Here is a 24110-nt window from a genome sequence, read left to right as displayed (position 1 = left end):
GTCAATATGCGACACGGCCAAACCGGCCGTGTCGGGAGTTGGTGAAGCCGCCGAGGACTGTCCGAGCCCGCAGGGTTCGTTCCGCAGGCTGCGGAACGAACCCCCGGCGCGGCTGGCGGTTCGATGCACAGGCAATCAGCCGCCGCAGCCCACCGAGGCATCGACCTCGATCGCCATCGCCGTCGCCTCGCCGCCGCCGATGCACAGGCTGGCGACACCGCGCCTGAGGCCGCGCTTGCGCAGCGCGCCGATCAGCGAGACCAGGATGCGCGCACCCGAGGCGCCGATCGGATGGCCCAGCGCGCAGGCGCCGCCATTGACGTTGACCTTGTCGTGCGCCAGCTTCATCTCGTGCATCGCCGCCATGGTGACGACCGCGAAGGCCTCGTTGATCTCCCACAGATCAACGTCGTCGGTCGACCAGCCGGCCTTGGCCAGCACCTTCTGCATCGCGCCCACCGGGGCCGTCGTGAACCAGGCCGGCTCCTGCGCATGGGTGGCATGGCCGACGATGGTCGCGACCGGCTTCAGGCCCAGCTTGTCGGCAGTGGACTTGCGCATCAGCACCAGCGCCGCGGCGCCGTCCGAGATCGAGCTCGAGTTGGCCGGCGTGACCGTGCCGTCCTTCTTGAACGCGGGCTTGAGGCCGGGGATCTTGTCGATCTGCGCCTTCAGCGGCTGCTCGTCCTTGTCGACGACGACATCGCCCTTGCGGCCCGACACGGTGACCGGCACCACTTCCCAGGTGAAGTCGCCGTTGTTGATCGCGGCCTGGGCACGGGTGGTCGAGGCGATGGCGAACTCGTCCTGCGCCTGGCGGCTGAAGCTGAAGTGGCTCGCGCATTCCTCGGCGAAGGTGCCCATCAGGCGGCCCTTGTTCTCCTTGGAGTAGCTGTCTTCCAGGCCGTCGAGGAACATGTGGTCGAACATCTGGCCGTGGCCGAGGCGATAGCCGCCGCGCGCCTTGGGCAGCAGGTAGGGCGCGTTGGACATCGACTCCATGCCGCCGGCGACCATCACCTCGTTGGTACCGGCGAGGATCAGGTCGTGGGCCAGCATGGTGGCCTTCATGCCCGAACCGCACACCTTGTTGATGGTGGTGCAGCCGGCCGACAGCGGCAGGCCGGCGCCGAGCGCAGCCTGGCGGGCGGGCGCCTGGCCGAGGCCGGCGGGCAGCACGCAGCCCATGATGACCTCTTCGACCTGCTCGGGCTTGAGGCCGGCGCGCTCGACCGCCGACTTGATGGCGATGGCGCCGAGCTGCGGCGTGGTCAGGCTGGAAAGCTCGCCCTGGAAACCGCCCAGCGGTGTGCGGGCGACGGAAACGATGACGACGGGATCGGACATGCGGTTCTCCTGTTGAATCGGTGTTGTGGGTTGCGCTCAGGGCTGGAGCGCTTCGAGCGCAGCGGCATAGCGCGGCATCAGGTCCTCGCTGCGGCTTACATTCAGGCCCAGGTCGCGGATCAGCCCATCCTTCAGGCCATAGATCCAGCCATGCACGGTGAGGCGCTGGCCGCGCTGCCAGGCGTCCTGCACGACGACGGTCTGCGCGACGTTGGCCACCTGCTCGATGACGTTGAGTTCGCACAGGCGGTCGTGGCGCAGTTCGAGCGGCAAGTCGTCCACCGCCCGCAGGTGGCGCACATGCACGTCCTGCACATGGCGCAGCCACAGGTCGACCAGACCGACGCGGGCGCGATCCAGCGCTGCCTTGACGCCGCCGCAACCGTAGTGACCGACGACCATGATGTGCTTCACCTTCAGCACATCGACTGCGTACTGGATGACGGCGAGGCAGTTGAGGTCGGTGTGCACGACGACGTTGGCGACGTTGCGATGCACGAAGACTTCGCCCGGCAGCAGGCCGACGATCTGGTTGGCCGGCACGCGCGAATCGGAACAGCCGATCCACAGGTACTCCGGGCTCTGCAGGTGCGACAGCTTCTCGAAGAAGCCCGCATCGAGCTGCTGCATCTGGCGCGACCAGGCCTGGTTGTAGTCGAACAGATGGAAGAGGTTCTCGTTGCGCACCTCGTCCTCGGACCATTGCGACAGGTCCAGCGTAAGAAAGACCGTGCCTTCGATCGGGCTCGGGTAATAGGCCGGCGCCTCGGTGAAGCCCAGTTCGCGGTAGAGCTTCATCGCGATGCGCATCGCCGGCTGGGTGTCGAGCAGGATGCGGCGGTAGCCCAGTTCCTGCGCCGCCCTAATGGCGGCCAGTGCAAGCTGGCGTCCCAGGCCATGGCCGCGCGCATCGGGGTCGACGTACAGCCGCTTCATCTCGCACACGCCTTCCGAGAAGCGGCGCACGCCGACGCAGCCGGCGGGGCGCCCCTCGTACTCGGCGAAGAACAGGCGGCCATCCGCCTCGCCGTAGGCCCCGGGCAGGTTCGCGACCTCGTCGGCAAACCCCTGGTAGCTCAGATCCACCCCGAGCCACGCGGCGTAGTTGCGGAAGAACTGGCGCACGTAGCCCAGTTCGGTCGTGTCGGATGCGGTCAGCACGCGCAGGCGGACAGTCATGTCAGTTCCTCCGGTCAGTCGGCGCGCGCAATGAAGGACCGGTTCGCATCAGCCCCCGCGCTCGCTCTTGCCCTGCATGGCCATGATGGTCTGCTGCATGATCGCGCACAAGGTCCAGCGCTCGTCGCGGATCGCGAACACTTCGGCGCGGGTGATGATCAGCGTGCGCCCCGGCTTGATGACCTCGCCGCGCGCCACCAGGCGCTGGCCATCGGCCGGCGCGACGAGGTTGAGCTTGTACTCCACCGTCAGCACGCTGGTGTCCGAGGGCGTCAGGGTATTGGCCGCATAGCCTGCCGCCGAGTCGGCGATCATGCCCACCACGCCACCATGGATGTAGCCGTGCTGCTGGGTGATCTCCGTCTTGTGCGGCAGATGGATCTCGACGAAGCCCGGCTCGACCACGGCAAGCCGCGCCCCGATCAAGGCCATCGCGTGCTGCAGGTCGAAGCTGGCGCGGACGCGACCGGCGTAGTCTGGGTCCTTGGGCTGGAACTGCGGCATCTCCGGGCGCATGGTCGGTGTCTCCGTGGGTATCCTTATCGCTGTGACGGTATTTTCGTTGTTTTTACGTTTACGTCAACGTAAGCTTGAGGTCAAAAAAACGGGGCAAGGCCCCGCGTTTCAACCGATGCCCGCCTCGTCGATGTGCCGCGCCAGTTCGGCCTGGGCTGCAGCCGCCCCTTCGGCGTTGTGACCGAGCAAGGCATGGCACTGCTGCTCCAGCATGTCGATCTCGAGGAGCACGGCCTCGATATCCAGGCGTTGCTGCTCGAGCGCGGCGCGGCGCTCGGCCAGCACCTTGAGGAAGCTTTCGAGCTGCTGCGCCGAATTGCGCACGCCGCCGTACATGTCGAGCAACTCGCGGATCTCGGCCAGCGACAGGCCGAGGCGCTTGCCGCGCAGCGTGAGTTTCAGCCGCGTGCGATCGGCCTTGGTGTAGACCCGGGCCCGTCCCGCGCGCGCCGGAGTGAGCAAGCCCTGGTCTTCGTAGAAACGGATGGCGCGCGGCGTGATGTCGAATTCGCGCGCCAGTTCGGTGATGGTGTAGGTTTGTTCGTCGCCCATTGCAATCCGCGGCAGGTCGATTGCGCGGGAGAATTCCCGCGCAATCGACAAGATACTGTTTTATATAAGAAAACTTACAAATACTGGCAAAAGTTAAGCAGATTTCAACGATTTGAGCAACGCAAATCGACGAGTCGCGTGCCCCATGACACCGGGAGTCCCATGTCCGTACTGCACTATCCCTTCCCCGACCTGCCCGCCGAGGGGCAGACGCTCGAAGTCGCGCCCGGTGTCCATTGGGTGCGCATGGCCCTGCCCTTCGCACTGGACCATATCAACCTGTGGCTGCTGGACGACGGCGACGAACGCGTCATCGTCGACTGCGGCTATGGATCAGACAGTTCGCGCGCGGGGTGGACGCCGATCCTCGACGCGAGGCCCCAGCCCGTCGGCCGCATCATTGTCACCCATCACCACCCGGACCACCTCGGGCTGGCGACCTGGCTGGCCGCGCGCGACGGCGCCAGCCTGCACATGACGCTGGGCGAGTACCTCGCCGGCCACGCGATCTGGCACCAGCTGCCGGGCTACGCGGTACCCGACATGGTCGCCCAGTTCCGCGCTCACGGCCTCGACACCGCACGCGCCGACGCGCTGGCCGCGCGCGGCAACGCCTATCGCCGGGGCGTCCCCGAGATGCCCTCGCGCTACCACCGCCTGCGCAACGACGACACGCTGTCGATCGGCGGGCGCAGCTGGCGCGTCATCATCGGCTACGGCCACGCACCGGAACACGCCAGCCTGTACTGCGCCGAACTCGGACTGCTCATTTCGGGCGACATGCTGCTGCCCCGCATCTCGACCAATGTCAGCGTCTATGCTGCAACGCCGCACGACGACGCACTCGGCTACTTTCTTGACTCCATTCGGGAACTCTGCAACTTGCCCGACGACACGCTCGTGCTACCATCCCACGGCAAACCTTTCAAGGGTATCCGGTCAAGAGTGGAACAACTCGTCGCCCACCACCGCGAGCGTTGCGACGCGCTGCTGGCTGAGTGCAGTGCAGCAAAAGCCGCTGGAGAACTGTTGGCGACACTGTTTCCGCGCGAGCTCGATACCCATCAGGTCATGTTCGCCATGGGGGAGGCGATTGCTCACCTCAACCATCTGGAGAAGCGGAGCGCGCTTCGCCGGGAGGTCGGCGCGGATGGTCTGACCCGTTTCGTCAAAATCAATTGAGAGAGACCCGCCGGTCGCCAACCAGGAGTTCAAACAACATGGCTGCACCCTCGAACGAAACCCCTCACGCCGAACTGCCCGATCCGCAGGAGGTCGCCAAGACCTATGCCGAGGTCGCGCGCCGTGCCTCGCACCTGATCAGCGATCACGTCAATCGCCAGCTCAAGAAGGGCATCGCCGCCCCGGCTGACGAACTGGGCATCGCCCAGGCTTTCATGGACATGATGGCGAAGCTGCTGTCCAACCCGTACAAGCTCGCCCAGGCGCAGATGAACCTGGTGTGGGATTACTTCTCGCTGTGGCAGCACTCGATGATGCGCTTTGCCGGCCTGCACGCCGCGCCGGTCGCCGCGCCCGAGAAGTCGGACAAGCGCTTCAAGGACGAAGAGTGGGAAGAGCACTTCCTGTTCGATTTCATCAAGCAGTCCTACCTGATCGCCGCACGTCACATCCATGACACCGTGTGCTGCGTGGATGGCCTGGACGAGCAGACGCAGAAGAAGGTCAACTTCTATACCCGCCAGTACATCGACGCGCTGTCGCCGTCGAACTTCGCGATGACCAACCCCGAGGTCTTCCGCGAGACGGTCAAGAGCCACGGCCAGAACCTGCTGAAGGGCCTGAACAACCTGCTGCGCGACGTCGAGGAAGGCGGCGGCAACCTGCGCGTGAAGATGACCGACACCACGGCCTTCGAGCTGGGCAAGAACGTCGCCACCACGCCGGGCAAGGTCGTATTCCAGACCGACATGATGCAGCTGCTGCAATACACGCCCAGCACCGACAAGGTGCTGAAGAAGCCGCTGCTGATCGTGCCGCCGTGGATCAACAAGTTCTACATCCTCGACCTGCGCGAGAAGAACTCGTACATCAAGTGGTGTGTGGACCAGGGTCACACCGTGTTCGTGATCTCGTGGGTGAACCCCGACGAGCGTCACGCCGACAAGACCTTCGAATCCTACGTGCAGGAAGGCATCATCGCCGCGCTGGACGCCATCGAACAGCAGACGGGCGAAAAGTCGGTCAACGCCGCCGGCTACTGCCTGGGCGGCACCCTGCTCGCCACCACGCTGGCCTACCTGGCCGGCAAGCGCCAGGCCAGCCGCATCTCGGCCGCCACCTTCTTCACCACGATGACCGACTTCACCGACCCGGGCGAACTCGGTGTGTTCATCGACGAAGGGCAGGTGTCCAGCCTCGAGAAGAAGATGTTCGAGCGCGGCTACCTCGAAGGCTCGGAAATGGCCGGCACCTTCAATATGCTGCGTGCCAACGACCTGATCTGGTCCTTCGTGGTCAACAACTACCTGCTCGGCAAGGACCCGTTCCCGTTCGACCTGCTGTACTGGAACTCGGACTCCACCCGCATGCCGGCGAAGATGCACAGCTTCTACCTGCGCAAGCTGTACATGGAGAACCGCCTCGTCGAGCCGGGCGGCATCACCATCGACGGTGTTGCGATCGACCTGGGCAAGATCAAGACCCCGTGCTACTTCATCTCGACCATCGAAGACCACATCGCGCCGTGGAAGAGCACCTACGCAGGTGCCCGCAACTTCGGCGGCCCGGTCCGCTTCGTGCTCGGTGGCTCTGGCCACATCGCTGGCATCGTCAACCCGCCGGCGGCCAATAAGTACGGCTTCTGGATCAACCCGGCCGCCAAGCTGCCCGCCACGCCCGACGACTGGCTGGCCGGCGCGCAGCAGAACGCCGGCTCGTGGTGGACTGACTGGCAGGCCTGGCTGACCGCCATGGACAGCGAGCAGACCGAGCCGCGCGATCCGGCGAAGGGCAAGCTCAAGGTGCTGGAAGACGCGCCGGGCACCTTCGTCAAGATCCGCATCGACGCCAAGAAAGCCGCTGCCTGACAGGCGCCGGCTCTACAGGCAGGGGAGGGGTGACCCTCCCCTTTTTCTTTTTTTCCCACCTCCGCCGACATGACCGCCAGGCTCGTCCTCGACACCAACACCGTCCTCGCGCTGTGGATGTTCTGCGATCCGCGCCTGGCCCCGCTGCGCGCGTTCATCGAGGACGGCCGTTGCTCCTTGCACGGCCGGGCGGATGCGCTCGACGAACTGCGCATCGTGCTCGGCTACCCGCAGTTTCGCCTCGAGCCTGCCACCCAGGCGCTATTGCACGAAACCTATCGCGTACGCCTGAGCCTGCTACCGGACACACCGCCGGCCGATGCCGCAGCACTGCCCGCCTGCCGGGACGGCGACGACCAGAAGTTCCTCGAGATCGCCCGTGACGCCGGCGCGAGCCATCTCGTCACGCGCGACAAGGCCCTGCTGAAACCGGCCCGACACCGACTCGTGCGCGACCGCTTCACTGTCCTGACGCCCGAACGCCTCGTCGCGCAGCTGGCGGACGACTAGCGCGCGAAATCGACCAACTGCCGACGCAGCCCCGCCAGATAGCGCAAGCCGGCAACCACCCGGCTGCCATACCACGACACCATCTCGCCGTCGATCAATGTCGCCGGACGGCCACTCAGCGCCGTCACCTCGTCGGCATGACGCAACTGGAAGTGATAGGGCTCGCTCGACAGGAACACGCGCTCCACGTCGCCGAGCCAGCCCGCCGACCAATCGAAGGCCGGATAGCGCCCGGCACCACTGACACCGCCGTGTACACCGGGCAAGGTGGTCCAGCCGACCTCCGCGAGCATGGCCGACACATAGGTGTCGCGCGCGACCGTCATCCATGGCTCGCGCCAGATGAGATACAGCACACGCTCCGCCGGCAGCGCTGCCCTCACTGCTTCCGCCTCGCCCAGCGCAGCACGCAGATCGGCCGCGAGCGCCTGCGCGGCGCGTTCGCGCCCGAACAGCCCGCCAAAGAGGTCGAACAACGCGAGGTTGTCGCGCGGCCCACAGGGATGCGTGACCACGATATTGGGCACGAAGGCCGCAAGCTCATCGATGGTTTCGCGCCGGTTCTCGTCGATGTTCGCGATCACATGCGTGGGCGCCAGTTCGCGGATGCGGTCCATCTTCACGTCCTTCGTTCCACCGACCTTGGGCACGGCACGCAGGGCTTCGCGCGGATGGATGCAGAATCCCGTGCGTCCCACCACCTGTGCCCCGAGATCCAGCTCGAACAGAAGTTCCGTGAGCGAGGGCACGAGCGAGACGATGCGCGCAGACGAGCCCGCAGACTGATGCAGGGTACCCAGCGCGTCGCGCAACACGGGCGCAGCGGGATCGGTGAAGCGGGGATCGGCGAGATGCATGGCGTTCAGGCAATCGAGGGGCGGACGGCGCGGCCCATGCTCCGCCCGCACCGGGGCGCGGAAAGCAGTGCCGCGATCACGCGGGCACGACGACCCGCAGCGATCGACCTTACCGCCTGATCGGCACTGCGTCCACCCGGCCTGGGCTCTCCTTTGCCCGGACTCCGCACTTATTGCGGACTACCCGAAGCTGACAAATCCAGTCGACCTATGCAATCCTCCGCCTGTCGTCCAGCCACGGAACCGCCTCCACACGCCAAAGCGCGCTCACAGGCGGCTGCGCAGGCGCGACGCGACAACTCAGACACTTCCTTTCCGAGGATGAACAGATGAAGAAAATCACCGCTCTGGCCGCCGCCTTCGCCCTTTTCGGAACGCTCGGCGCCACGCCCGCGCAGGCCCAACAAAAGTTCGTCACGATCGGTACCGGTGGCGTCACCGGCGTCTACTACGCGGCGGGCGGAGCCATCTGCCGCCTCATGAACAAGGATCGCGCCCAGCACGGCATCCGCTGCTCGGTCGAGAGCACCGGCGGCTCGGTCTACAACGTCAATACCATCAAGGCCGGCGAGCTCGACTTCGGCGTGTCGCAGTCCGACATCCAGTACAACGCACTGAAGGGCGAAGTCCAGTTCAAGGACGGCGGCGCCTTCCCCGACCTGCGCTCGGTGTTCTCGCTGCATGCCGAGCCGCTGACCGTGCTGTCGCGCAAGGAAGCCAACATCACCAAGATGGAGGACTTCAAGGGCAAGCGCTTCAACATCGGCAACCCGGGTTCGGGCCAGCGCGCCACGCTCGAAGTGCTGCTGCCGGCGATGGGCATGAGCTTCGCCGACTTCTCGCTCGCCTCGGAACTGAAGCCCGACGAGCACGGCGCCGCCCTGTGCGACAACAAGATCGACGGCTTCGCCTTCGTCGTCGGCCACCCGGCCGCCAACATCCAGGACCCCACGACCACCTGCGGCGCGAAGCTGGTGTCGATCACCGGCCCGGGCGTGGACAAGATCCTGGCCCAGTACCCCTACTTCGCACCCGCGACCATCCCGGCCGGCATGTACGCCAACAACCCCGAAGCCACCAAGACCTTCGGCGTCGTGGCGAGCATCGTGACCTCGTCCAAGGTGCCGGCCGACACGGTCTATACCCTGGTGAAGGCGGTGTTCGAGAACTTCGAGGACTTCAAGAAGCTGCACCCGGCCTTCGCCAACCTCGAGCCGAAGGACATGATCAAGAACGGCATGTCCGCCCCGCTGCACGATGGCGCGGTGAAGTACTACAAGGAAAAGGGCTGGATGTAATTCCGCCGCGCGCCGCCCGCGACACGGGCGGCGCGACTTTCTGTGAAACGGCGGCGGGCCATCAGCCCTTCGCCGTTTTTCGTGTTCGACCCAGCAACACACAATGAGGGAGGTGGCGCATGGCCGGCCCTGACAACAAAGATACGCGCAGCATCGAGCTGACCGACGAACAACTCAAGCAGATCGTGGCTGAAGCGGACACAGGGGGTCGCAAGCCCACCGGCTTCACCGCCCAGTTGCTGCTGGTCGTTGCCCTGGCCTGGTCCCTGTTCCAGCTCTGGATCGCCTCGCCCCTGCCCTTCTCGCTCGGCGTGTTCGTGTTCAACGACACCGAATCACGCGCGATCCACCTCGGCTTTGCCGTCTTCCTCGCCTTCGCGGCCTATCCGGCCTTCAAGCGCTCGCCGCGTGACCGCATTCCCGTCGTCGACTGGCTGTTCGCCGCGGCCGGCGCCTTCTGCGCGGCCTACCTGTTCATCTTCTACAAGGAACTCGCGGGCCGTCCGGGCATGCCGACCACCACCGACCTGGTGGCATCCGTCGTCGGCCTGACCCTGCTGCTGGAGGCCGCCCGCCGCGCGCTCGGCCTGCCGATGGTGATCCTCGCCGTGGTCTTCCTCGGCTACATCTTCTTCGGCCCGTACATGCCCGAGGTCATTGCCCACCGCGGTGCCTCGCTCGCCAAGGGCATGAGCCACCTGTGGCTGACGACCGAAGGCGTGTTCGGCGTGGCGCTGGGCGTGTCAACCAGCTTCATCTTCCTGTTCGTACTGTTCGGCGCCCTGCTCGAGACGGCGGGGGCGGGCAACTACTTCATCAAGTCGGCCATCGCCCTGCTCGGCCACATGCGCGGCGGCCCGGCCAAGGCCGCCGTCGTCGCCTCGGCCAGCACCGGCCTCATCTCCGGTTCGTCGATCGCCAACGTCGTCACAACCGGCACCTTCACCATCCCGCTGATGAAGAGTGTCGGCTACCGCGCGGACAAGGCCGCCTCGGTCGAGGTGGCCTCCTCGGTCAACGGCCAGATCATGCCGCCGGTGATGGGCGCAGCCGCGTTCCTGATGGTGGAGTACGTGGGCATCACCTACGTGCAGGTGATGAAGCACGCGATCGTGCCGGCGCTGATCTCCTACATCGCGCTGTACTACATCGTGCACCTCGAGGCGCTGAAGATGAACCTGCAGGGCCTGCCGCGGCGTGAGCCCCTGCCCTGGCAGCGGGTCGCGGTGACGACGACGATGACCGTGTCCGGCCTGGTGATCCTTTCCGCGGCCATCTACTGGGGCCTGGGATGGGCCAAGACCGTGCTCGGCGAGAGTGCCTTCCTGGTGATGGGCGCGCTGATGCTTGGCGCCTATGTCGCCATCGTGCGCTTCGCGGCAAAGTATCCCGAGCTGCACATGGACAAGCCTGGCGAGACCATGGAGTACCTGCCGGAGATCGGCCCGACCCTGAAGTCCGGCCTGCACTTCCTGCTGCCCGTCGCGGCGCTGATCTGGAACCTGATGGTCGAGCAACTCTCGCCCGCGCTGTCGGCGTTCTGGGCCACGCTGTTCCTGATCTTCATCCTCGTCACCCAGCGCCCGCTGTTCGCCTTCTTCCGCGGCACCGGCAACTTCGGTGCCACGCTGAAGCACGGCTTCAAGGACCTGTTCGACGGTCTCGTCACCGGTGCGCGCAACATGATCGGCATCGGCATCGCCACGGCAACCGCCGGCGTCATCGTCGGCACCGTCACGCTGACCGGCATCGGCCTCGCGATGACGGAGTTGGTCGAGATCCTGTCGGGCGGCAACCTGATGGTGATGCTGATCCTGGTCGCGGTGATCTGCCTGATCCTCGGCATGGGCCTGCCGACCACGGCGAACTACATCGTGGTGTCGACGCTCATGGCGCCGGTGATCGTCGAGCTCGGCGCCCAGACCGGCCTGCTCGTGCCCCTGATCGCGGTCCACATGTTCGTGTTCTATTTCGGCCTGATGGCCGACGTGACGCCGCCGGTGGGTCTGGCCTCGTACGCGGCCGCAGGCATCGCCAAGAGCGACCCGATCAAGACCGGTTTCACCGCCTTCGGCTACAGCGGCCGGACGGCGATCCTGCCCTTCATGTTCATCTTCAACACCCAGCTGCTGCTGATCGACATCACCGACGCCTTCCACCTGATCCTGACCATCGTCAGCGCAACGCTCGCCAGCATGATGTTCGCCGCTGCGACTCAGGGCTGGTTCGTAACCAAGAGCCGTGTGCACGAATCGCTGCTGCTGCTGCTGGTCACCTTCACCCTGTTCCGCCCGGGCTTCTGGATGGACATGTTGTACCCACCCTTCGAGGAGGTGCCGCCCACCGAGCTCACCCGCCTGGTCGAGCAGGCGCCGCGCAATGCCAACCTGCGCGTCTGGGTCGAAGGCATCAGCCTGGAGGGCCGCGACATCTCCAAGGGCGTACTGCTGCCGCTCGGCGAACCCGCGGCGAACGCCCGCGAGCGCCTGAATCAGATGGGCCTGACGGTGATGGCACTGGGCGAGGACGTGCAGGTCGCCGCGGTGCGCTTCGGCAGCCAGGCCGAAAAGCTCGGCCTCGAACAGGGCTTCACCATCAAGACGATCGAACTGCCCGCAAGCAACCGTCCGGACAAGGAGTGGATGTTCATCCCCGCCTTCGCCTTGCTGGGGCTGGTGTGGTTCGTGCAGAAACGTCGCGCACGACGCGAACCGGCGCCACGCGTCGCTGCCTGATCACAATACGGCGCCCGCAAAAAAGCCGCTGCCCCCCAAGGGGTCAGCGGCTTTTTTCTTCTACCCGATGCGAGCCCGACGCCGCTTCAGATCAGCGACCGACCACTGACGATGGCAGCGGCGTCTTTCTCCGTAATGCGCACCGTGGCGCTCATGATCACATGGGCGATCAGCCAGTCCCGCAGGCGTTCGGTGCCGTCCCCCTCCAAGGCCACGAACCGGCAGCCGATCTGCGCCGCCCCGTCCAGGTAGTTCATGCGACGCGCCCGCCCGTGAATCTCGTCGGGCACGCCGTCGCGCAGCAGCACGAACTCGAGCTCCTCGCCGAAGGCCTGCGGATCGTCGGCCTGGAACGAAAAACCCTCGGGCGAGATGTCGTTGAGGGCGATGCGCTCACCCCCGATCATGACCCAGAAGCACGGCTCGCCACGGCGCCGCGCCACGAAGCGCTGGCTACCGCGCCGATCGCCTCCCAGCGCCTCCGCGAGCATCGTCTGCGCGGGCCGCACTTCGCTCATTTGCCGCCGCGCTCCTTGCGGATGCGCTCGATAAGCTCGTCGGTGACCTTCAGCGCATTCTGGTGGCTGCCCGCCATCGAGGCGGACGTCACGAAGCGGCCATCGACGACGACGGTCGGCACGCCCTGGATGCGCATCGCACGGGCGAGCTGGTCGGCGCGCTGCAGCATCGAATTGACGCCGAAGGACTTGTACGCGTCCATGAACTTGCCCGTGTCGGCGACCTTGCCAGTGATCCACTCGCGCACGCCTTCCTCGGAATGGAGCGGGCGCTTTTCCTCCTGCACCGCCACGAACACCTTGCCGTGGATCGCGTGCAGCTCGCCCGACACCTGGGCGGCATAGAACAGGCGGGCCAGCCCGGCCAGCTGCGGGTTGTTCCAGATCGCGGGCACCTGGCGGAAGCTCACGTCGGCGGGCAGCTTCTTGCTCCAGGCCTCGACCAGCGGATCGAAATCGCGGCAGTGGGGGCAACCGTAATGGAAGAACTCGACGACCTCGATCTTCGACGGATCGTCGGTCTTCTGCGCAGGATTCAGGACGGTAAACGCATCCCGCGCCCACGCGGCGTTGGCGACGGGCAGGGCTGCGGCAAAGGCGGCAAGCTGTTTCAGGGCATCACGACGGTTCATGCAGGGCTCCAGGTTCGATGACGGCATTCAGACGCCGGAACTCGCGGGGCGTTCCCGGCAGGGAGGTCAGGGATTGCTGCGACTCACCGAGGCATTGAATCCGGCGGCGGCCAGGCGGGCGCGCGTCGGGTTCATGTCCTCCGGACTCGAGAACGGGCCGATGCGCACACGGTGCACCACCCGACCATCGGCCAGTTGGGCGCGCTGGGCGCTCGCCTCGATACCGGCCAGCGCCAGACGGGCCTTGAGGTTGTCCGCCTCGCCCGGGTTCTCGAAGGCCCCGACCTGCAGGTAAAGGCGTTCGACCGGCTTGGCCGCGGCTTCCTGTACCGGCGCCGGGGCCTGCTGGGCTGGCGTCTTGGGGGGCTGCGCGGCTGGCGTGCCGGGCTTTGCGGCCGGGTCGACGACCGCCGGCACGTTGTCGCCTTGCGGCAGGATCTTGTAGAACTCGAAGTCCTGCTTCACCACCGGGCGGTCGCCCGGCTTGCCCGGCAGGGCCGCCGGCGGCTGGTCGGCCGACGGGATACGCGGCGCCACCGGCGCGGCCTGGAAGGGATTGGAACGGGTGAAGTACCACGCCGCCCCAGCGGCGATCAGCGCCCCGAACACCAGGCCGATGAAGATGCCGATCAGCGTGCCGCCCCCACTGCGCGACGGCGCGCGCGCGGGCTTGCGAACAGGCTTGCGATCACGACTCACATGCGTCTCCGTGGATTACATCGATTCCGGCGCGGACACGCCGAGCAGGGCGAGCCCGCTGGCGAGCACCTGGCGTACCGCCGCCGCGAGCGCCAGCCGGGCGAGCTTGACCGCCTCATCCTCCACCAGCATGCGCTCGGCGTTGTACCAGCTGTGGAAATCGGCAGCGAGGTCCTTCAGGTAGAAGGCCACCTGGTGCGGCGCGTAATCGGCCGCGGCGTTCTGCACCAGCTCGGGGAAGATCGACAGGCGGGCGCACAGCGCCAGCTCACGCTCGTTCTGCAGCAGGCCGAGGTCGGCGTCTGCGAGTTCCGACGCTTCGCCACTCCACTGGTTCAACACCGAGCACACGCGGGCGTGGGCGTACTGCACGTAGTAGACCGGGTTCTCGTTGCTCTGGCTCTTGGCGAGGTCGAGATCGAAATCGAGATGCTGGTCGGACTTGCGCAGCACGTAGAAGAAACGGCAGGCGTCGTTGCCGACTTCCTTGCGCAGCTCGCGCAGGGTGACGAATTCGCCCGAGCGGGTGGACATCGAGGTCTTCTGGCCGTTGCGGTACAGCACCGCGAACTGCACCAGCGCCACCTCGAGCTTCTCCGGCGGCAGGCCAAGGGCGGCGATGGCGCCCTTCACGCGCGGGATGTAGCCGTGGTGGTCGGCGCCCCAGATGTCGATGACGCGGTCGAAGCCGCGCTCGTACTTGTTGAGGTGGTAGGCGATGTCGGAGGCGAAGTAGGTGTACAGGCCGTTCTCGCGCTGCACGACGCGGTCCTTCTCGTCGCCGAAGGCAGTGGAACGGAACCACTTGGCGCCATCCTGCACGTAGATGTGGCCCTGCTTCTCGAGCTGGGTCACCGCACGCTCGACCAGGCCGGTGTCGAACAGGCTCTGCTCCGAGAACCACTTGTCGAAGCGCACGCCGAACTCGCCGAGGTCGTCGCGGCCGTCGCCGAGCTGTTCGTTCAGCGCAAACCCGTGCACCCAACCGTAGTCGTCGCCGAGCAGCTGCTTGGCGTTGGCGATCAGCGCATCGAGGTGTTCCTCGCGCTGCTGCTTGGACTCGTCGTCCTTGCGCTCTGCGGGCGGCAGACCGGGCGTGCCGGCGAGCACCTGCTGGGCCGTGACCTTGGCGAAGCGATCCTGGTGGGCGTCGCGCATGTCGCGGCCCATGTCGATCACGTAATCGCCCTGGTAGGCGTTGGGCGGGAAGGGAATCTCGATGCCGAAGAATGCGAGGTAGCGCAGCCAGGTCGACAGCGCCAGGATGTCCATCTGGCGGCCGGCATCATTGACGTAATACTCGCGGGTGACATCGTAGCCAGCGAAAGCCAGCACGTCCGACAGCGAGGCACCATAGGCCGCGCCGCGACCGTGGCCGACGTGCAGCGGGCCGGTGGGGTTGGCGGAGACGAACTCCACCTGCACCTTGACGCCCTTGGCCGCGCCGCGGCCGAAGTCCGCGCCTTTGGCCAGCACGTCGCGCACGACCGCGGTCTTGGCATCGGACGCGAGCGTGAAGTTGATGAATCCCGCGCCGGCGACCTCGGCCTTGGCGACGAGGCCGGTGGCCGGCAGTTCGGCCAGCAGCAGCGCGGCCAGGTCGCGCGGATTGCGCTTCAGCGGCTTGGCCAGTTGCAGCGCAAGGTTGGTGGCAAAGTCGCCATGGCTCGCCTGTTTCGGGCGCTCCAGCAGGATGGCGGTATCGGCATGATCCGGCGCCACGCTCTTCAGCGCGGTCTTCAGCAGATCGGTCAGCAGGACTTTCGGGTCGGCGCTCATGGCACTCGGCAGGCGAACTAAACGCGCGATTATAGCGGATCGAGCCGAACACCCCGGCCCGGCATGTGAGCGGGCGTTTCGGCGCGACGCCGGCGCGTTGCCCTGGGTGCGACTTCCACCGCTTCGGGCTTTCGGGCTAAAGTCCGGCCTTTCCGGCTGACTGGCTCTGCAACGTGCGTCTCTTCCGCCTCACCAAGATCGTTTCCGTCGGTCTGCGCTTCGGCCTCGACCGCATGATCCTCGACGCCGACAGCAGCGGCAGACTGGCGCGCATCTGGCACACCGTGTTCTTCTGGCGCGGTTTTTCCGAGTCGCGCGCGGTGCGCCTGCGCAAGGCGCTCGAATCGCTCGGCCCGATCTTCGTCAAGTTCGGCCAGATGCTGTCCACGCGGCGCGACCTGCTGCCGCCCGATCTCGCCGACGAACTCGCGCTGCTGCAGGATCGTGTGCCCCCCTTCCCCACCGAGCAGGCCCTGGCCGTGCTGGAAGGCTTCTATGGCCGCCCGATCGACGCGGTGTTCGACGACTTCGAGCGCACGCCGGTGGCCTCGGCCTCGGTTGCGCAGGTGCATTTCGCCCGGCTGCCCGACGGCACCGAGGTGGCGGTCAAGGTGCTGCGCCCGGGCATCGAGCGCGTGATCGAGCATGACCTCGCGCTGATGGAAGTGGCTGCGATCCTGCTCGAGAAGATCTGGCCCGAAGGCAGACGCCTCAAGCCGCGCGAGGTCGTCGCCGAGTTCAGCAAGTACCTGCACGACGAGCTCGACCTGATGCGCGAGGCGGCCAACTGCTCGCAGTTGCGGCGCAACTTCAAGGACTCGTCGCTGCTGATCGTGCCCGAGGTCTACTGGGACTGGTGCGGCAGCAAGGTCATGGTGATGGAGCGCATGCGCGGCGTGCCGATCTCGCAGACGCCGGCGCTGCTCGCCCAGGGCACCGACCTGAAGGCGCTGTCGCGCGCGGGCGTGGAGATCTTCTTCACCCAGGTGTTCCGCGACGGTTTCTTCCACGCCGACATGCACCCGGGCAACATCTTCGTGCATCAGGACGGGCGCTACATCGCGCTCGACTTCGGCATCATGGGCACGCTCAACGAGGTGGACAAGAACTACCTCGCGCAGAACTTCCTCGCCTTCTTCAAGCGCGACTACCGCCGCGTCGCGCTCGCCCACATCGAGGCCGGCTGGGTGCCGGCGAAGACGCGCGTGGATGAGTTCGAGGCCGCGATCCGCACCGTGTGCGAGCCGATCTTCGACAAGCCGCTGAAGGACATCTCCTTCGGCAAGACCCTGCTGCGCCTGTTCCAGACCGCGCGCCGCTTCGAGATGGAAGTGCAGCCGCAGCTCGTGCTGCTGCAGAAGACGCTGCTCAACATCGAGGGCCTGGGTCGCCAGCTCGACCCCGAGCTCGACCTGTGGAAAACCGCCAAGCCCTTCCTTCAGCGCTGGATGGACGAACAGATGGGCTGGCGCGCACTGATGCGCGGCGTCAAGGAAGAAGCGCCGGCCTGGGCCGGCACGCTGCCGCAACTGCCGCGCCTGGTGCATCACGCCCTGTCCGAGTCCACCCGCCTCCAGGGCGCACAACAGCAGCGCCTTGACGAACTCGCCGCCAGTCAGCGTGGGCAGAGCAGGCTGCTGCTCGCCGTCGGCGCAATCGCGCTGGCACTGCTCGGCCTGGAGCTGTACCGCTTCTTCGGCTGAGTCCGCCGGGCATGGCGCCGTGCCTCGCCGGGACCGGCTGAACGATTCCCACCCCCCTGCGTCGAATCGACTGAAGGCGAGCGGCTCAGCCATGGCCGCGAACGGGAGGTGTGCGATGACGACGAATCCCGGCGCACTGCGGGCGCCCCACGCTCTGGTCAGCATCATCGGTGCCGCATCGGCCCTGGGCGCACCGCATGCGGGCACGGCTGCCGCCCCCGCTGCCCTGCAGGACAGCCCGCTACGGCAGCGCCTCGCCGGCCTCGGGCCGGCGGCGGAATGGGCTGCCATCCTGAGCCCGGACGTTCCGCCCGCCCACGTGACCAGCGCCCGCGCGCGCGCCGGCAAGGAAGACCACATTGCCGGGAGCGACATGGCTGCCCGCATTGCGGCCAACGCCGACTTCGCGCGCTGCCTTGCCGACCGCATCGCCACCCTGCCCGCGGACCGCTTCCCGCTGGTGCTCGGCGGCGACCACGCGGTTGCGGCCGGCACCTGGCGCGGCATCGGCCGACGGCGCGCGCGCGCGCCCGGCCTGATCTGGATCGACGCGCACCTCGACAGCCACACCGACGCCACCACCCACTCCGGCAACATCCACGGCATGCCGCTCGCCGCGCTGCTGGGCACAGGCCATGCCGCGCTCACCGGCATCCCCGGCCCCGCACTCGACCCTGCACGCACCTGCATCATTGGCGCGCGCGCCTGGGAGCCCGAAGAGCTGGCGCTGCTGACGCGGCTGGGGGTGCGCGTCTTCACGATGAGCGAGGTGCGCGCCCGCGGGCTGTCCGCGGTATTCGCCGACGCGCTCCGCCTCGCGCGCGCCGATCCGGACGCCGGCTTCGGCCTCAGCCTCGACCTCGACGCGCTCGATCCGCAGGCCTTCCCCGCGGTCACCTGCCCGGAGCCGGGCGGCATCGAGCCGCGCACGCTCGCCGACGCCCTGCTCGGACTGCGCGCCTGCGCCGACCTGGTCGGACTCGAGATCGTCGAGTACCGGCCCGATCTCGATGCCGACCACCGGGGTGCGGACTGGATCGCCGAGTTCGTGCTCGCCGCGCTCGGTCCTTCCACCGACTGGCTGCGCGCGGCGGAGCGCCGCTTCGGTGCCACCAACTACGCACCGCTGCCGGCGGTATTCCAGCGCGGCGAGGGCGTGTGGCTCTGGGACACGGACGGCCGCCGCTATCTCGACATGATGAGCGCCTACTCGGCGATGAGTTTCGGCCACGGCCACCCGCGCCTCGTCAGGGCGCTGGTGGATCAGGCCCAGCGCCTCGCGCTGACCTCGCGCGCCTTCTCCAGCGACCGTCTGCCGGTCTTCCTCGAGCGCCTGTGCGCCACCTTCGGCTACGAATGCGCACTGCCGGTCAATACCGGGCTCGAGGCGGTGGAAACCGCGCTCAAGGCGGCACGCAAATGGGGCTACAAGGTCAAGGGCATCGCTCCCGAGCGCGCCCGCATCCTCGCCTGCGACGGCAACTTCCACGGCCGCTCCATCGCCATCGTCGGCCTGTCCGCCAATGCGCAGTACCGTAACGGCTTCGGCCCCTTCCCGCCCGGGTTCGAGCGCGTGCCGTTCGGCAACGTGGACGCCCTCGAGGCGGCGATCACGCCCGATACCGCAGCCTTCCTGGTCGAGCCGATCCAGGGCGAAGGTGGCATCGTCGTGCCGCCACCGGGCTACCTGTCACGCTGCGCGGAGATCTGCCGCCGCCACGACGTGCTGCTGATCGCCGATGAAGTACAGACCGGCCTCGGTCGCACCGGACGCCTGCTCGCATGCGAACACGACGGCGTGCGTCCCGACGGGCTGATCCTCGGCAAGGCACTCGGCGGCGGACTGCTGCCGGTTTCGGCCTTTCTCGCCGACCGTCGCGTGATGGACGTCTTCGGCCCCGGCGACCACGGCTCGACCTTCGGTGGCAATCCGCTCGCCGCCGCAGTCGGCACCGAGGTGCTCGCCCTGCTCGCCGAGACCCGCCCCTGGGAGCGCGCGGCACGCCTGGGCACGCAGCTGATGGAAACGCTGCGCGCCGCCGCACTGCCCTGCGTGCGCGAAGTGCGCGGTCGCGGCCTGCTCGTCGGGCTTGCGCTCGACCCCGCCCTCGCCGACGCCAGCGAGGTCGTCACGCAGCTGCTCGCGCGCGGCATCGCCACCCGCGACACCCATGGCAACGTGATCCGGCTGGCGCCGCCGCTGACGATCGACGAAGCCACGCTCGACGAGGCCGCGCGCCGCATCCTCGACACCCTGCGGATGCTCACACCCGCCGGGGTCGACGCGGACGTTGTACGCATGCAATAACCTGCGAACGATCAAGCCCTTGGAACGCAGATCACCCCCCCTGCGCGGGCGTTCTGTTGATAAACTCGCGCCTCATTTTTTCGCTCACCACGCGCGGATGCGCCATCACGAAGGGCCCAACCATGCTGCTCTGGCTTGTCGTCGCCTACCTCGTCGTTTCCATCGGCATCGGCCTGTATGCCGCTACCCGCGTACACAACGCGCGTGACTACATCACCGCCGGCCGCAACCTGCCGATGGTGGTGGTGCTGGCCATGGTGTTCGCCACCTGGTTCGGTGCCGAAACCGTGCTCGGCATCTCCGCCACCTTCATCGACGAAGGTTTTCGCGGCCTGATCTCCGACCCGCTCGGCGCCTCGGTGTGCTTGGTGCTGTTCGGCCTGATCTTTGCGCGCCCGCTGTACCGCATGAACCTGCTGACGCTGGGTGACTTCTTCCGCATGCGCTACAACCGCACGACCGAGCTGATCCTGTCGATCTGCATCGTGCTGTCCTACCTCGGCTGGGTGGCGGCGCAGATCACCGCACTGGGCCTGGTGTTCAACGTGCTGTCGGCCGACGTGGTGTCGATGAACGAGGGCATGCTGATCGGTTCCGCCGTGGTGCTGGTCTACACCCTGTTCGGCGGCATGTGGTCGGTGGCGATGACGACCTTCGTGCAGATGATCGTGATCGTGCTCGGCCTGCTTTACGTCACCACGCTGGCGGGCGACATGGCAGGCGGCTTCGATGTCGTCGTCGCCAAGGCAGCAGCGGACGGCAAGCTCGACTGGCTGCCCACGCTCGACATGGTCGACATGATCGCGTGGATCGCCGCCTTCGCCACCATGGCGCTGGGTTCGATTCCACAGCAGGACGTGTTCCAGCGCGTCAACTCGTCGAAGAACGAGACCGTCGCCGTGTGGGGCACCACGCTCGGCGGCGTCAGCTACTTCTTCTTCGCCGCCGTGCCGCTGTTCCTCGCCTACACCGCGACGATCATCGACCCGGACATGGTGGGCAGGCTGATGGAACAGGACTCGCAACTGATCCTGCCGACGCTGATCCTGCAGTACATGCCCTTCACCGCGCAGGTCGTGTTCTTCGGCGCCCTGCTGTCGGTGATCATGAGCACCGCCTCGGGCACGCTGCTGGCGCCCTCGGTCACCTTCTCCGAGAACGTGCTGCGCGGTTTCTTCCCCGCGATGCGCGACCGCCAGTTCCTGTGGTCGACCCGCGTCACCGTCGTCATCTTCACCGTGCTCGTCACCTGGTACGCCACCAGCACCGAATCGAGCATCCACCAGATGGTGGAGAACGCCTACCGCATCACCCTGGCGGGCGCCTTCGTGCCGCTGGCGGCGGGCCTGTTCTGGAAACGTGCCAACAACCTCGGTGCCGCGCTCGCCATCGTCTGCGGCCTGACGACCTGGATCCTGTTCGAGTTGTTCGTGCAGGAGGGCGACATCGAGCCGCAACTCTTCGGCCTCGCGGCCAGCGCGCTCGGCATGCTGGTCGGCGGACTGATCGGCAAGCCCTCGCACCACCGGCCGCATGCGAGCCACCATCACGCCGCCGCGGGGACGCACCACACGGCGCGCTGAACCCGGTCGGGCAGCATCCAATGCAGGGGCTTTGACACGAGTCAAAGCCCCTTTTGTTTTGCGGCATTAAGGTTGCGGGGCATTTTTCCCCTGCCTTGGTCCCGCCTCAATGACTTCTTCCCCGATCGAGCTCGTCTGTCCCGCCGGCAGCCTGCCGGCCCTCAAGACCGCCATCGACCACGGTGCCGACTGCGTCTATCTCGGCTTCAAGGACGCCACCAACGCACGCAACTTCTCCGGGCTGAACTTCGACCCGGCACAGGTGCGCGAGGGCGTCGCCTATGCCCACGCACGCAAGCGCAAGGTGCTGCTGGCGCTCAACACCTACCCGCAGACCGACAACTGGTCGAGCTGGACGCAGGCCATCGACCGCGCCGCCGAATACGGCGTCGACGCGCTGATCCTCGCCGACCCCGGCCTGATGGCCTACGCCACCAGGACCCATCCGCAGCTGCGCCTGCACCTTTCGGTGCAGGGTTCGGCCACCAGCTACGAAGCGATCAACTGGTACCACGAACACTTCGGCATCCAGCGCGCGGTGCTGCCGCGGGTGCTGTCGATGGCGCAGGTCGAGAGCGTCGTCGCCCACACCCCGGTCGAGATCGAGGTCTTCGGCTTCGGCGGCCTGTGCGTGATGGTCGAGGGACGCTGCGCGCTGTCGGCCTACGCCACCGGCGAGTCGCCCAACTGCAACGGTGCCTGCTCGCCGGGCAAGCACGTGCGCTGGGAAGACACGCCGCGCGGCATGGAGACGCGGCTCAACGGCATCCTCATCGACCGCTTCGCCGACGGCGAGCGCGCCGGTTACCCGACGCTGTGCAAGGGCCGCTTCGAGGTCAACGACGAGACCTACTACGCACTCGAGGAGCCGACCAGCCTCAACACGCTCGAGCTGCTGCCCGAACTCGCCCGCATCGGCATCCGCGCGATCAAGATCGAGGGTCGCCAGCGCAGCCCGGCCTACGTCGCCCAGGTCACCAAGGTCTGGCGCGCTGCGCTCGACAAGCTCAAGTCCGGCGGCGCCGAAGGCTTCAGCGTGCTGCCGGCGTGGATGGCCGAACTCAACAAGGTCTCCGAAGGCCAGAGCCACACGCTGGGCGCCTACTACCGCCCGTGGAAGTGAGCCCCGCGCACGCTGCATCGCACCGCATCATCCGAACGAACTGAGACGCCCCCGATGAAACTCGCCCTCGGCCCCCTGCTCTATTACTGGCCGCGCCAAAGCGTGCTCGATTTCTACGCCGACATCGCCGAAAGCCCGGTCGACAGCGTCTATCTCGGCGAGACGGTCTGCTCGCGCCGTCACGAACTGCGCCTCGACGACTGGCTCGAGGTCGGCCAGATGCTCGCCGCCGCAGGCAAGGAAGTGGTGATGAGCACCCAGGGCCTGATCGAGTCCGAGTCCGACCTCAAGGTGCTGCGCCGCATCGTGCGCCAGAGCGCAAGCGGCGAGCCCGGCTTTCGCGTCGAGGCCAACGACATGGGCGCGGTGCGCCTGTTGACCGACGCTGGCGTGAAGAACTGGATCGCCGGCCCGACGCTGAACATCTTCAATCCGGCGACGCTGCAGCTGATGGTCGATTCCGGCGCCACGCGCTGGGCCGTCGCTCCCGAGATGTCGGGCGCGGCGCTGGCCGAGGTGCGCGCAGCGCTCGCAACGCCGATCGAGACCGAGGTCTTCGCCTACGGCCGGCTGCCGCTGGCGCATTCGGCGCGCTGCTTCACCGCCCGCCACTTCAACCTGCAGAAGGACACCTGCGAGTTCCGCTGTCTGTCGATCATGGACGGCATCACGCTGCGCACGCGCGAAGGCGAACCCTTCCTCACCCTGAACGGCGTGCAGACCCAATCGGCGCGCGTGCACAACCTGCTCGCCGACCTCCCGGCCGTGCAAGGCAAGGCCGAGATGCTGCGCATCAGCCCGCAGGGCGCCAGCACGCGCGGCATCGTCGAACTCTTCCGCGCCGCGCTCGACGGCGCCCACACGCCGGCCGACGCGCTCGCTGCCAGCCGCACGCTGATGGTCGAGGCGCCGTGCAACGGCTTCTGGCACGGTCGCGCCGGCGTGGAGCAGTACATCGCCGCCTGACCGGCAGGGACCGCCCGCCCCTGCCGGTCAGCGTCCCCGCCCAGAACCCCGTCTTCGCCCCCCGCTCTCGTCGCCCGCCCGCCTCACTCCCGGAGACCGAACATGCCTGCCCTTCCCGCGCTTCCAGCCCTGCCTCGCCCGCCCCTGCCCGCAGACCTGCTGCCCGGCAGCCTGCGTCGACGCATCGGCGAACGCCTGGAGAACCTTCGCATTCCCGACTTCACCGTGCCGGCACCGGTGGCGAAGCTGGTGTCGCGTCTGCCGCAGCAACCGCCCACGCACGCGCTGACACTGGCGCTGAACCTCGCGCTCGATCGCATCCTGCCGCGCGACACACTCGCGCCGCTCACCGGCCATCACCTACAGATGCGCGTGCTCGATGCCGGCCTCACGCTCGACTTCACCCTCACCGAAAAGGGCTTCCGCCGTGCCACGCCGGCGGCGGACAGGAAGCCGGACCTGATCATCTCCGCGACCACCCGCGACTTCATGGCGCTGGCACTGCGCGAGGAAGACCCCGACACCCTGTTCTTCAGCCGTCGCCTGCGGATGGAAGGCGACACCGACCTCGGCTTGCTGGTCAAGAACACGCTCGACGCGGTCGACTGGGACGCACTGAAGGCCCGCCTCACCGGCCGCCGCGGCTGAGACCTCCGACACGTCCGACCTCAGGCATCCGCCCGGCTCGCGCACCCGGACGGAGGTGCGGAGCCTGACGGCCGGCGGCGTGACCTGCGCCACCCGCACGCGCCATC

Annotated in this window: 20 protein-coding genes; 11 read left to right on the top strand and 9 right to left on the bottom strand. The window is 67.1% G+C overall.

The window, feature by feature from the left end:
• Nucleotides 1-135: 135 nt before the first annotated feature.
• The 4 genes from C664_RS11470 to C664_RS11455 all read right to left on the bottom strand — a co-directional run bounded on the left by C664_RS11470 (nucleotide 136) and on the right by C664_RS11455 (nucleotide 3594).
• Nucleotides 136-1347 carry an acetyl-CoA C-acetyltransferase gene (locus C664_RS11470; protein WP_004259906.1) on the bottom strand — a complete coding sequence of 404 codons (1212 nt, stop codon included), beginning with the start codon at nucleotides 1345-1347 and terminating at the stop codon, nucleotides 136-138.
• A gap of 36 nt (nucleotides 1348-1383) precedes the next feature.
• The gene (gene can, locus C664_RS11465) at nucleotides 1384-2526 is read right to left on the bottom strand and encodes a carbonate dehydratase (RefSeq protein WP_004259905.1); all 1143 of its coding nucleotides are present in this window, start codon (nucleotides 2524-2526) and stop codon (nucleotides 1384-1386) included.
• Between the two features lie 48 nt (nucleotides 2527-2574).
• Nucleotides 2575-3042, bottom strand: a complete 468-nt coding sequence (locus tag C664_RS11460) for a PaaI family thioesterase (RefSeq protein ID WP_004259903.1) — start codon at nucleotides 3040-3042, stop codon at nucleotides 2575-2577.
• Nucleotides 3043-3150: 108 nt separating this feature from the next.
• A complete protein-coding gene (locus tag C664_RS11455; protein ID WP_004259902.1) occupies nucleotides 3151-3594 on the bottom strand; it encodes a MerR family transcriptional regulator in 444 nt (147 codons plus the stop codon).
• A gap of 162 nt (nucleotides 3595-3756) precedes the next feature.
• On the opposite strand from C664_RS11455, the gene C664_RS11450 reads away from it, so the two are divergent.
• The 3 genes from C664_RS11450 to C664_RS11440 all read left to right on the top strand — a co-directional run bounded on the left by C664_RS11450 (nucleotide 3757) and on the right by C664_RS11440 (nucleotide 7154).
• Nucleotides 3757-4776, top strand: coding sequence for an MBL fold metallo-hydrolase (locus tag C664_RS11450; protein WP_004259900.1), 1020 nt, complete (start codon nucleotides 3757-3759; stop codon nucleotides 4774-4776).
• A gap of 38 nt (nucleotides 4777-4814) precedes the next feature.
• Nucleotides 4815-6644 (top strand): class I poly(R)-hydroxyalkanoic acid synthase, encoded by a 1830-nt coding sequence (gene phaC, locus C664_RS11445; RefSeq protein WP_004259898.1) that lies wholly within the window; start codon nucleotides 4815-4817, stop codon nucleotides 6642-6644.
• Between the two features lie 69 nt (nucleotides 6645-6713).
• Nucleotides 6714-7154 carry a putative toxin-antitoxin system toxin component, PIN family gene (locus C664_RS11440; protein WP_004259894.1) on the top strand — a complete coding sequence of 147 codons (441 nt, stop codon included), beginning with the start codon at nucleotides 6714-6716 and terminating at the stop codon, nucleotides 7152-7154.
• Here C664_RS11440 and C664_RS11435 read toward each other — a convergent pair.
• Nucleotides 7151-8011, bottom strand: a complete 861-nt coding sequence (locus C664_RS11435) for a helical backbone metal receptor (RefSeq protein WP_004259892.1) — start codon at nucleotides 8009-8011, stop codon at nucleotides 7151-7153. The genes C664_RS11440 and C664_RS11435 overlap by 4 nt on opposite strands.
• 329 nt (nucleotides 8012-8340) lie before the next feature.
• On the opposite strand from C664_RS11435, the gene C664_RS11430 reads away from it, so the two are divergent.
• Nucleotides 8341-9309 carry a TAXI family TRAP transporter solute-binding subunit gene (locus tag C664_RS11430; protein ID WP_004259890.1) on the top strand — a complete coding sequence of 323 codons (969 nt, stop codon included), beginning with the start codon at nucleotides 8341-8343 and terminating at the stop codon, nucleotides 9307-9309.
• Nucleotides 9310-9428: 119 nt separating this feature from the next.
• On the top strand, nucleotides 9429-12044 hold the full coding sequence (locus C664_RS11425) for a TRAP transporter permease (protein ID WP_004259885.1): 2616 nt from the start codon (nucleotides 9429-9431) through the stop codon (nucleotides 12042-12044).
• A gap of 86 nt (nucleotides 12045-12130) precedes the next feature.
• On the opposite strand, the gene C664_RS11420 is transcribed toward C664_RS11425, so the two are convergent.
• The 4 genes from C664_RS11420 to argS form a co-directional block, all read right to left on the bottom strand.
• The gene (locus C664_RS11420) at nucleotides 12131-12562 is read right to left on the bottom strand and encodes a PilZ domain-containing protein (protein WP_004259879.1); all 432 of its coding nucleotides are present in this window, start codon (nucleotides 12560-12562) and stop codon (nucleotides 12131-12133) included.
• On the bottom strand, nucleotides 12559-13194 hold the full coding sequence (locus C664_RS11415) for a thiol:disulfide interchange protein DsbA/DsbL (protein WP_004259874.1): 636 nt from the start codon (nucleotides 13192-13194) through the stop codon (nucleotides 12559-12561). Before C664_RS11415 ends, C664_RS11420 begins: the two co-directional genes overlap by 4 nt.
• A gap of 66 nt (nucleotides 13195-13260) precedes the next feature.
• A complete protein-coding gene (locus tag C664_RS11410) occupies nucleotides 13261-13893 on the bottom strand; it encodes an SPOR domain-containing protein (RefSeq protein ID WP_004259870.1) in 633 nt (210 codons plus the stop codon).
• A 15-nt stretch (nucleotides 13894-13908) separates the two neighbouring features.
• On the bottom strand, nucleotides 13909-15672 hold the full coding sequence (gene argS / locus C664_RS11405) for an arginine--tRNA ligase (RefSeq protein WP_004259856.1): 1764 nt from the start codon (nucleotides 15670-15672) through the stop codon (nucleotides 13909-13911).
• 173 nt (nucleotides 15673-15845) lie between these two features.
• Here argS and ubiB point away from each other — a divergent pair, with 173 nt between their 5' ends.
• The 6 genes from ubiB to ubiT all read left to right on the top strand — a co-directional run bounded on the left by ubiB (nucleotide 15846) and on the right by ubiT (nucleotide 24003).
• Nucleotides 15846-17375, top strand: a complete 1530-nt coding sequence (gene ubiB / locus C664_RS11400; protein ID WP_004259853.1) for a ubiquinone biosynthesis regulatory protein kinase UbiB — start codon at nucleotides 15846-15848, stop codon at nucleotides 17373-17375.
• Nucleotides 17376-17490: 115 nt separating this feature from the next.
• Complete coding sequence (gene rocD / locus C664_RS21160) at nucleotides 17491-19683, top strand: ornithine--oxo-acid transaminase (protein WP_004259849.1); 2193 nt, start codon at nucleotides 17491-17493, stop codon at nucleotides 19681-19683.
• Between the two features lie 122 nt (nucleotides 19684-19805).
• The gene (locus C664_RS11390) at nucleotides 19806-21266 is read left to right on the top strand and encodes a sodium:solute symporter family protein (protein ID WP_004259843.1); all 1461 of its coding nucleotides are present in this window, start codon (nucleotides 19806-19808) and stop codon (nucleotides 21264-21266) included.
• A gap of 109 nt (nucleotides 21267-21375) precedes the next feature.
• Entirely contained in the window at nucleotides 21376-22389 is a 1014-nt protein-coding gene (gene ubiU, locus C664_RS11385) for a ubiquinone anaerobic biosynthesis protein UbiU (protein WP_004259838.1), read from the top strand.
• A 54-nt stretch (nucleotides 22390-22443) separates the two neighbouring features.
• Nucleotides 22444-23355 (top strand): U32 family peptidase, encoded by a 912-nt coding sequence (locus C664_RS11380; protein ID WP_004259824.1) that lies wholly within the window; start codon nucleotides 22444-22446, stop codon nucleotides 23353-23355.
• A 102-nt stretch (nucleotides 23356-23457) separates the two neighbouring features.
• Nucleotides 23458-24003 carry a ubiquinone anaerobic biosynthesis accessory factor UbiT gene (ubiT, locus tag C664_RS11375; RefSeq protein WP_004259819.1) on the top strand — a complete coding sequence of 182 codons (546 nt, stop codon included), beginning with the start codon at nucleotides 23458-23460 and terminating at the stop codon, nucleotides 24001-24003.
• Nucleotides 24004-24110: the final 107 nt, after the last annotated feature.

This window comes from Thauera sp. 63 (assembly GCF_000310165.2).
In the GTDB taxonomy this organism is placed as follows: Bacteria; Pseudomonadota; Gammaproteobacteria; order Burkholderiales; family Rhodocyclaceae; genus Thauera; species Thauera humireducens.
This window is presented reverse-complemented; position numbering and strand designations above follow the sequence as displayed.

What these genes read in the sequence shown, in the direction of transcription:
- C664_RS11470 (WP_004259906.1), bottom strand. Translation starts at nt 1,347, where the DNA reads ATGTCCGATCCCGTCGTCATCGTTTCCGTCGCCCGCACACCGCTGGGC.
- can (WP_004259905.1), bottom strand. Translation starts at nt 2,526, where the DNA reads ATGACTGTCCGCCTGCGCGTGCTGACCGCATCCGACACGACCGAACTG.
- C664_RS11460 (WP_004259903.1), bottom strand. Translation starts at nt 3,042, where the DNA reads ATGCGCCCGGAGATGCCGCAGTTCCAGCCCAAGGACCCAGACTACGCC.
- C664_RS11455 (WP_004259902.1), bottom strand. Translation starts at nt 3,594, where the DNA reads ATGGGCGACGAACAAACCTACACCATCACCGAACTGGCGCGCGAATTC.
- C664_RS11450 (WP_004259900.1), top strand. Translation starts at nt 3,757, where the DNA reads ATGTCCGTACTGCACTATCCCTTCCCCGACCTGCCCGCCGAGGGGCAG.
- phaC (WP_004259898.1), top strand. Translation starts at nt 4,815, where the DNA reads ATGGCTGCACCCTCGAACGAAACCCCTCACGCCGAACTGCCCGATCCG.
- C664_RS11440 (WP_004259894.1), top strand. Translation starts at nt 6,714, where the DNA reads ATGACCGCCAGGCTCGTCCTCGACACCAACACCGTCCTCGCGCTGTGG.
- C664_RS11435 (WP_004259892.1), bottom strand. Translation starts at nt 8,011, where the DNA reads ATGCATCTCGCCGATCCCCGCTTCACCGATCCCGCTGCGCCCGTGTTG.
- C664_RS11430 (WP_004259890.1), top strand. Translation starts at nt 8,341, where the DNA reads ATGAAGAAAATCACCGCTCTGGCCGCCGCCTTCGCCCTTTTCGGAACG.
- C664_RS11425 (WP_004259885.1), top strand. Translation starts at nt 9,429, where the DNA reads ATGGCCGGCCCTGACAACAAAGATACGCGCAGCATCGAGCTGACCGAC.
- C664_RS11420 (WP_004259879.1), bottom strand. Translation starts at nt 12,562, where the DNA reads ATGAGCGAAGTGCGGCCCGCGCAGACGATGCTCGCGGAGGCGCTGGGA.
- C664_RS11415 (WP_004259874.1), bottom strand. Translation starts at nt 13,194, where the DNA reads ATGAACCGTCGTGATGCCCTGAAACAGCTTGCCGCCTTTGCCGCAGCC.
- argS (WP_004259856.1), bottom strand. Translation starts at nt 15,672, where the DNA reads ATGAGCGCCGACCCGAAAGTCCTGCTGACCGATCTGCTGAAGACCGCG.
- rocD (WP_004259849.1), top strand. Translation starts at nt 17,491, where the DNA reads ATGACGACGAATCCCGGCGCACTGCGGGCGCCCCACGCTCTGGTCAGC.
- C664_RS11390 (WP_004259843.1), top strand. Translation starts at nt 19,806, where the DNA reads ATGCTGCTCTGGCTTGTCGTCGCCTACCTCGTCGTTTCCATCGGCATC.
- ubiU (WP_004259838.1), top strand. Translation starts at nt 21,376, where the DNA reads ATGACTTCTTCCCCGATCGAGCTCGTCTGTCCCGCCGGCAGCCTGCCG.
- C664_RS11380 (WP_004259824.1), top strand. Translation starts at nt 22,444, where the DNA reads ATGAAACTCGCCCTCGGCCCCCTGCTCTATTACTGGCCGCGCCAAAGC.
- ubiT (WP_004259819.1), top strand. Translation starts at nt 23,458, where the DNA reads ATGCCTGCCCTTCCCGCGCTTCCAGCCCTGCCTCGCCCGCCCCTGCCC.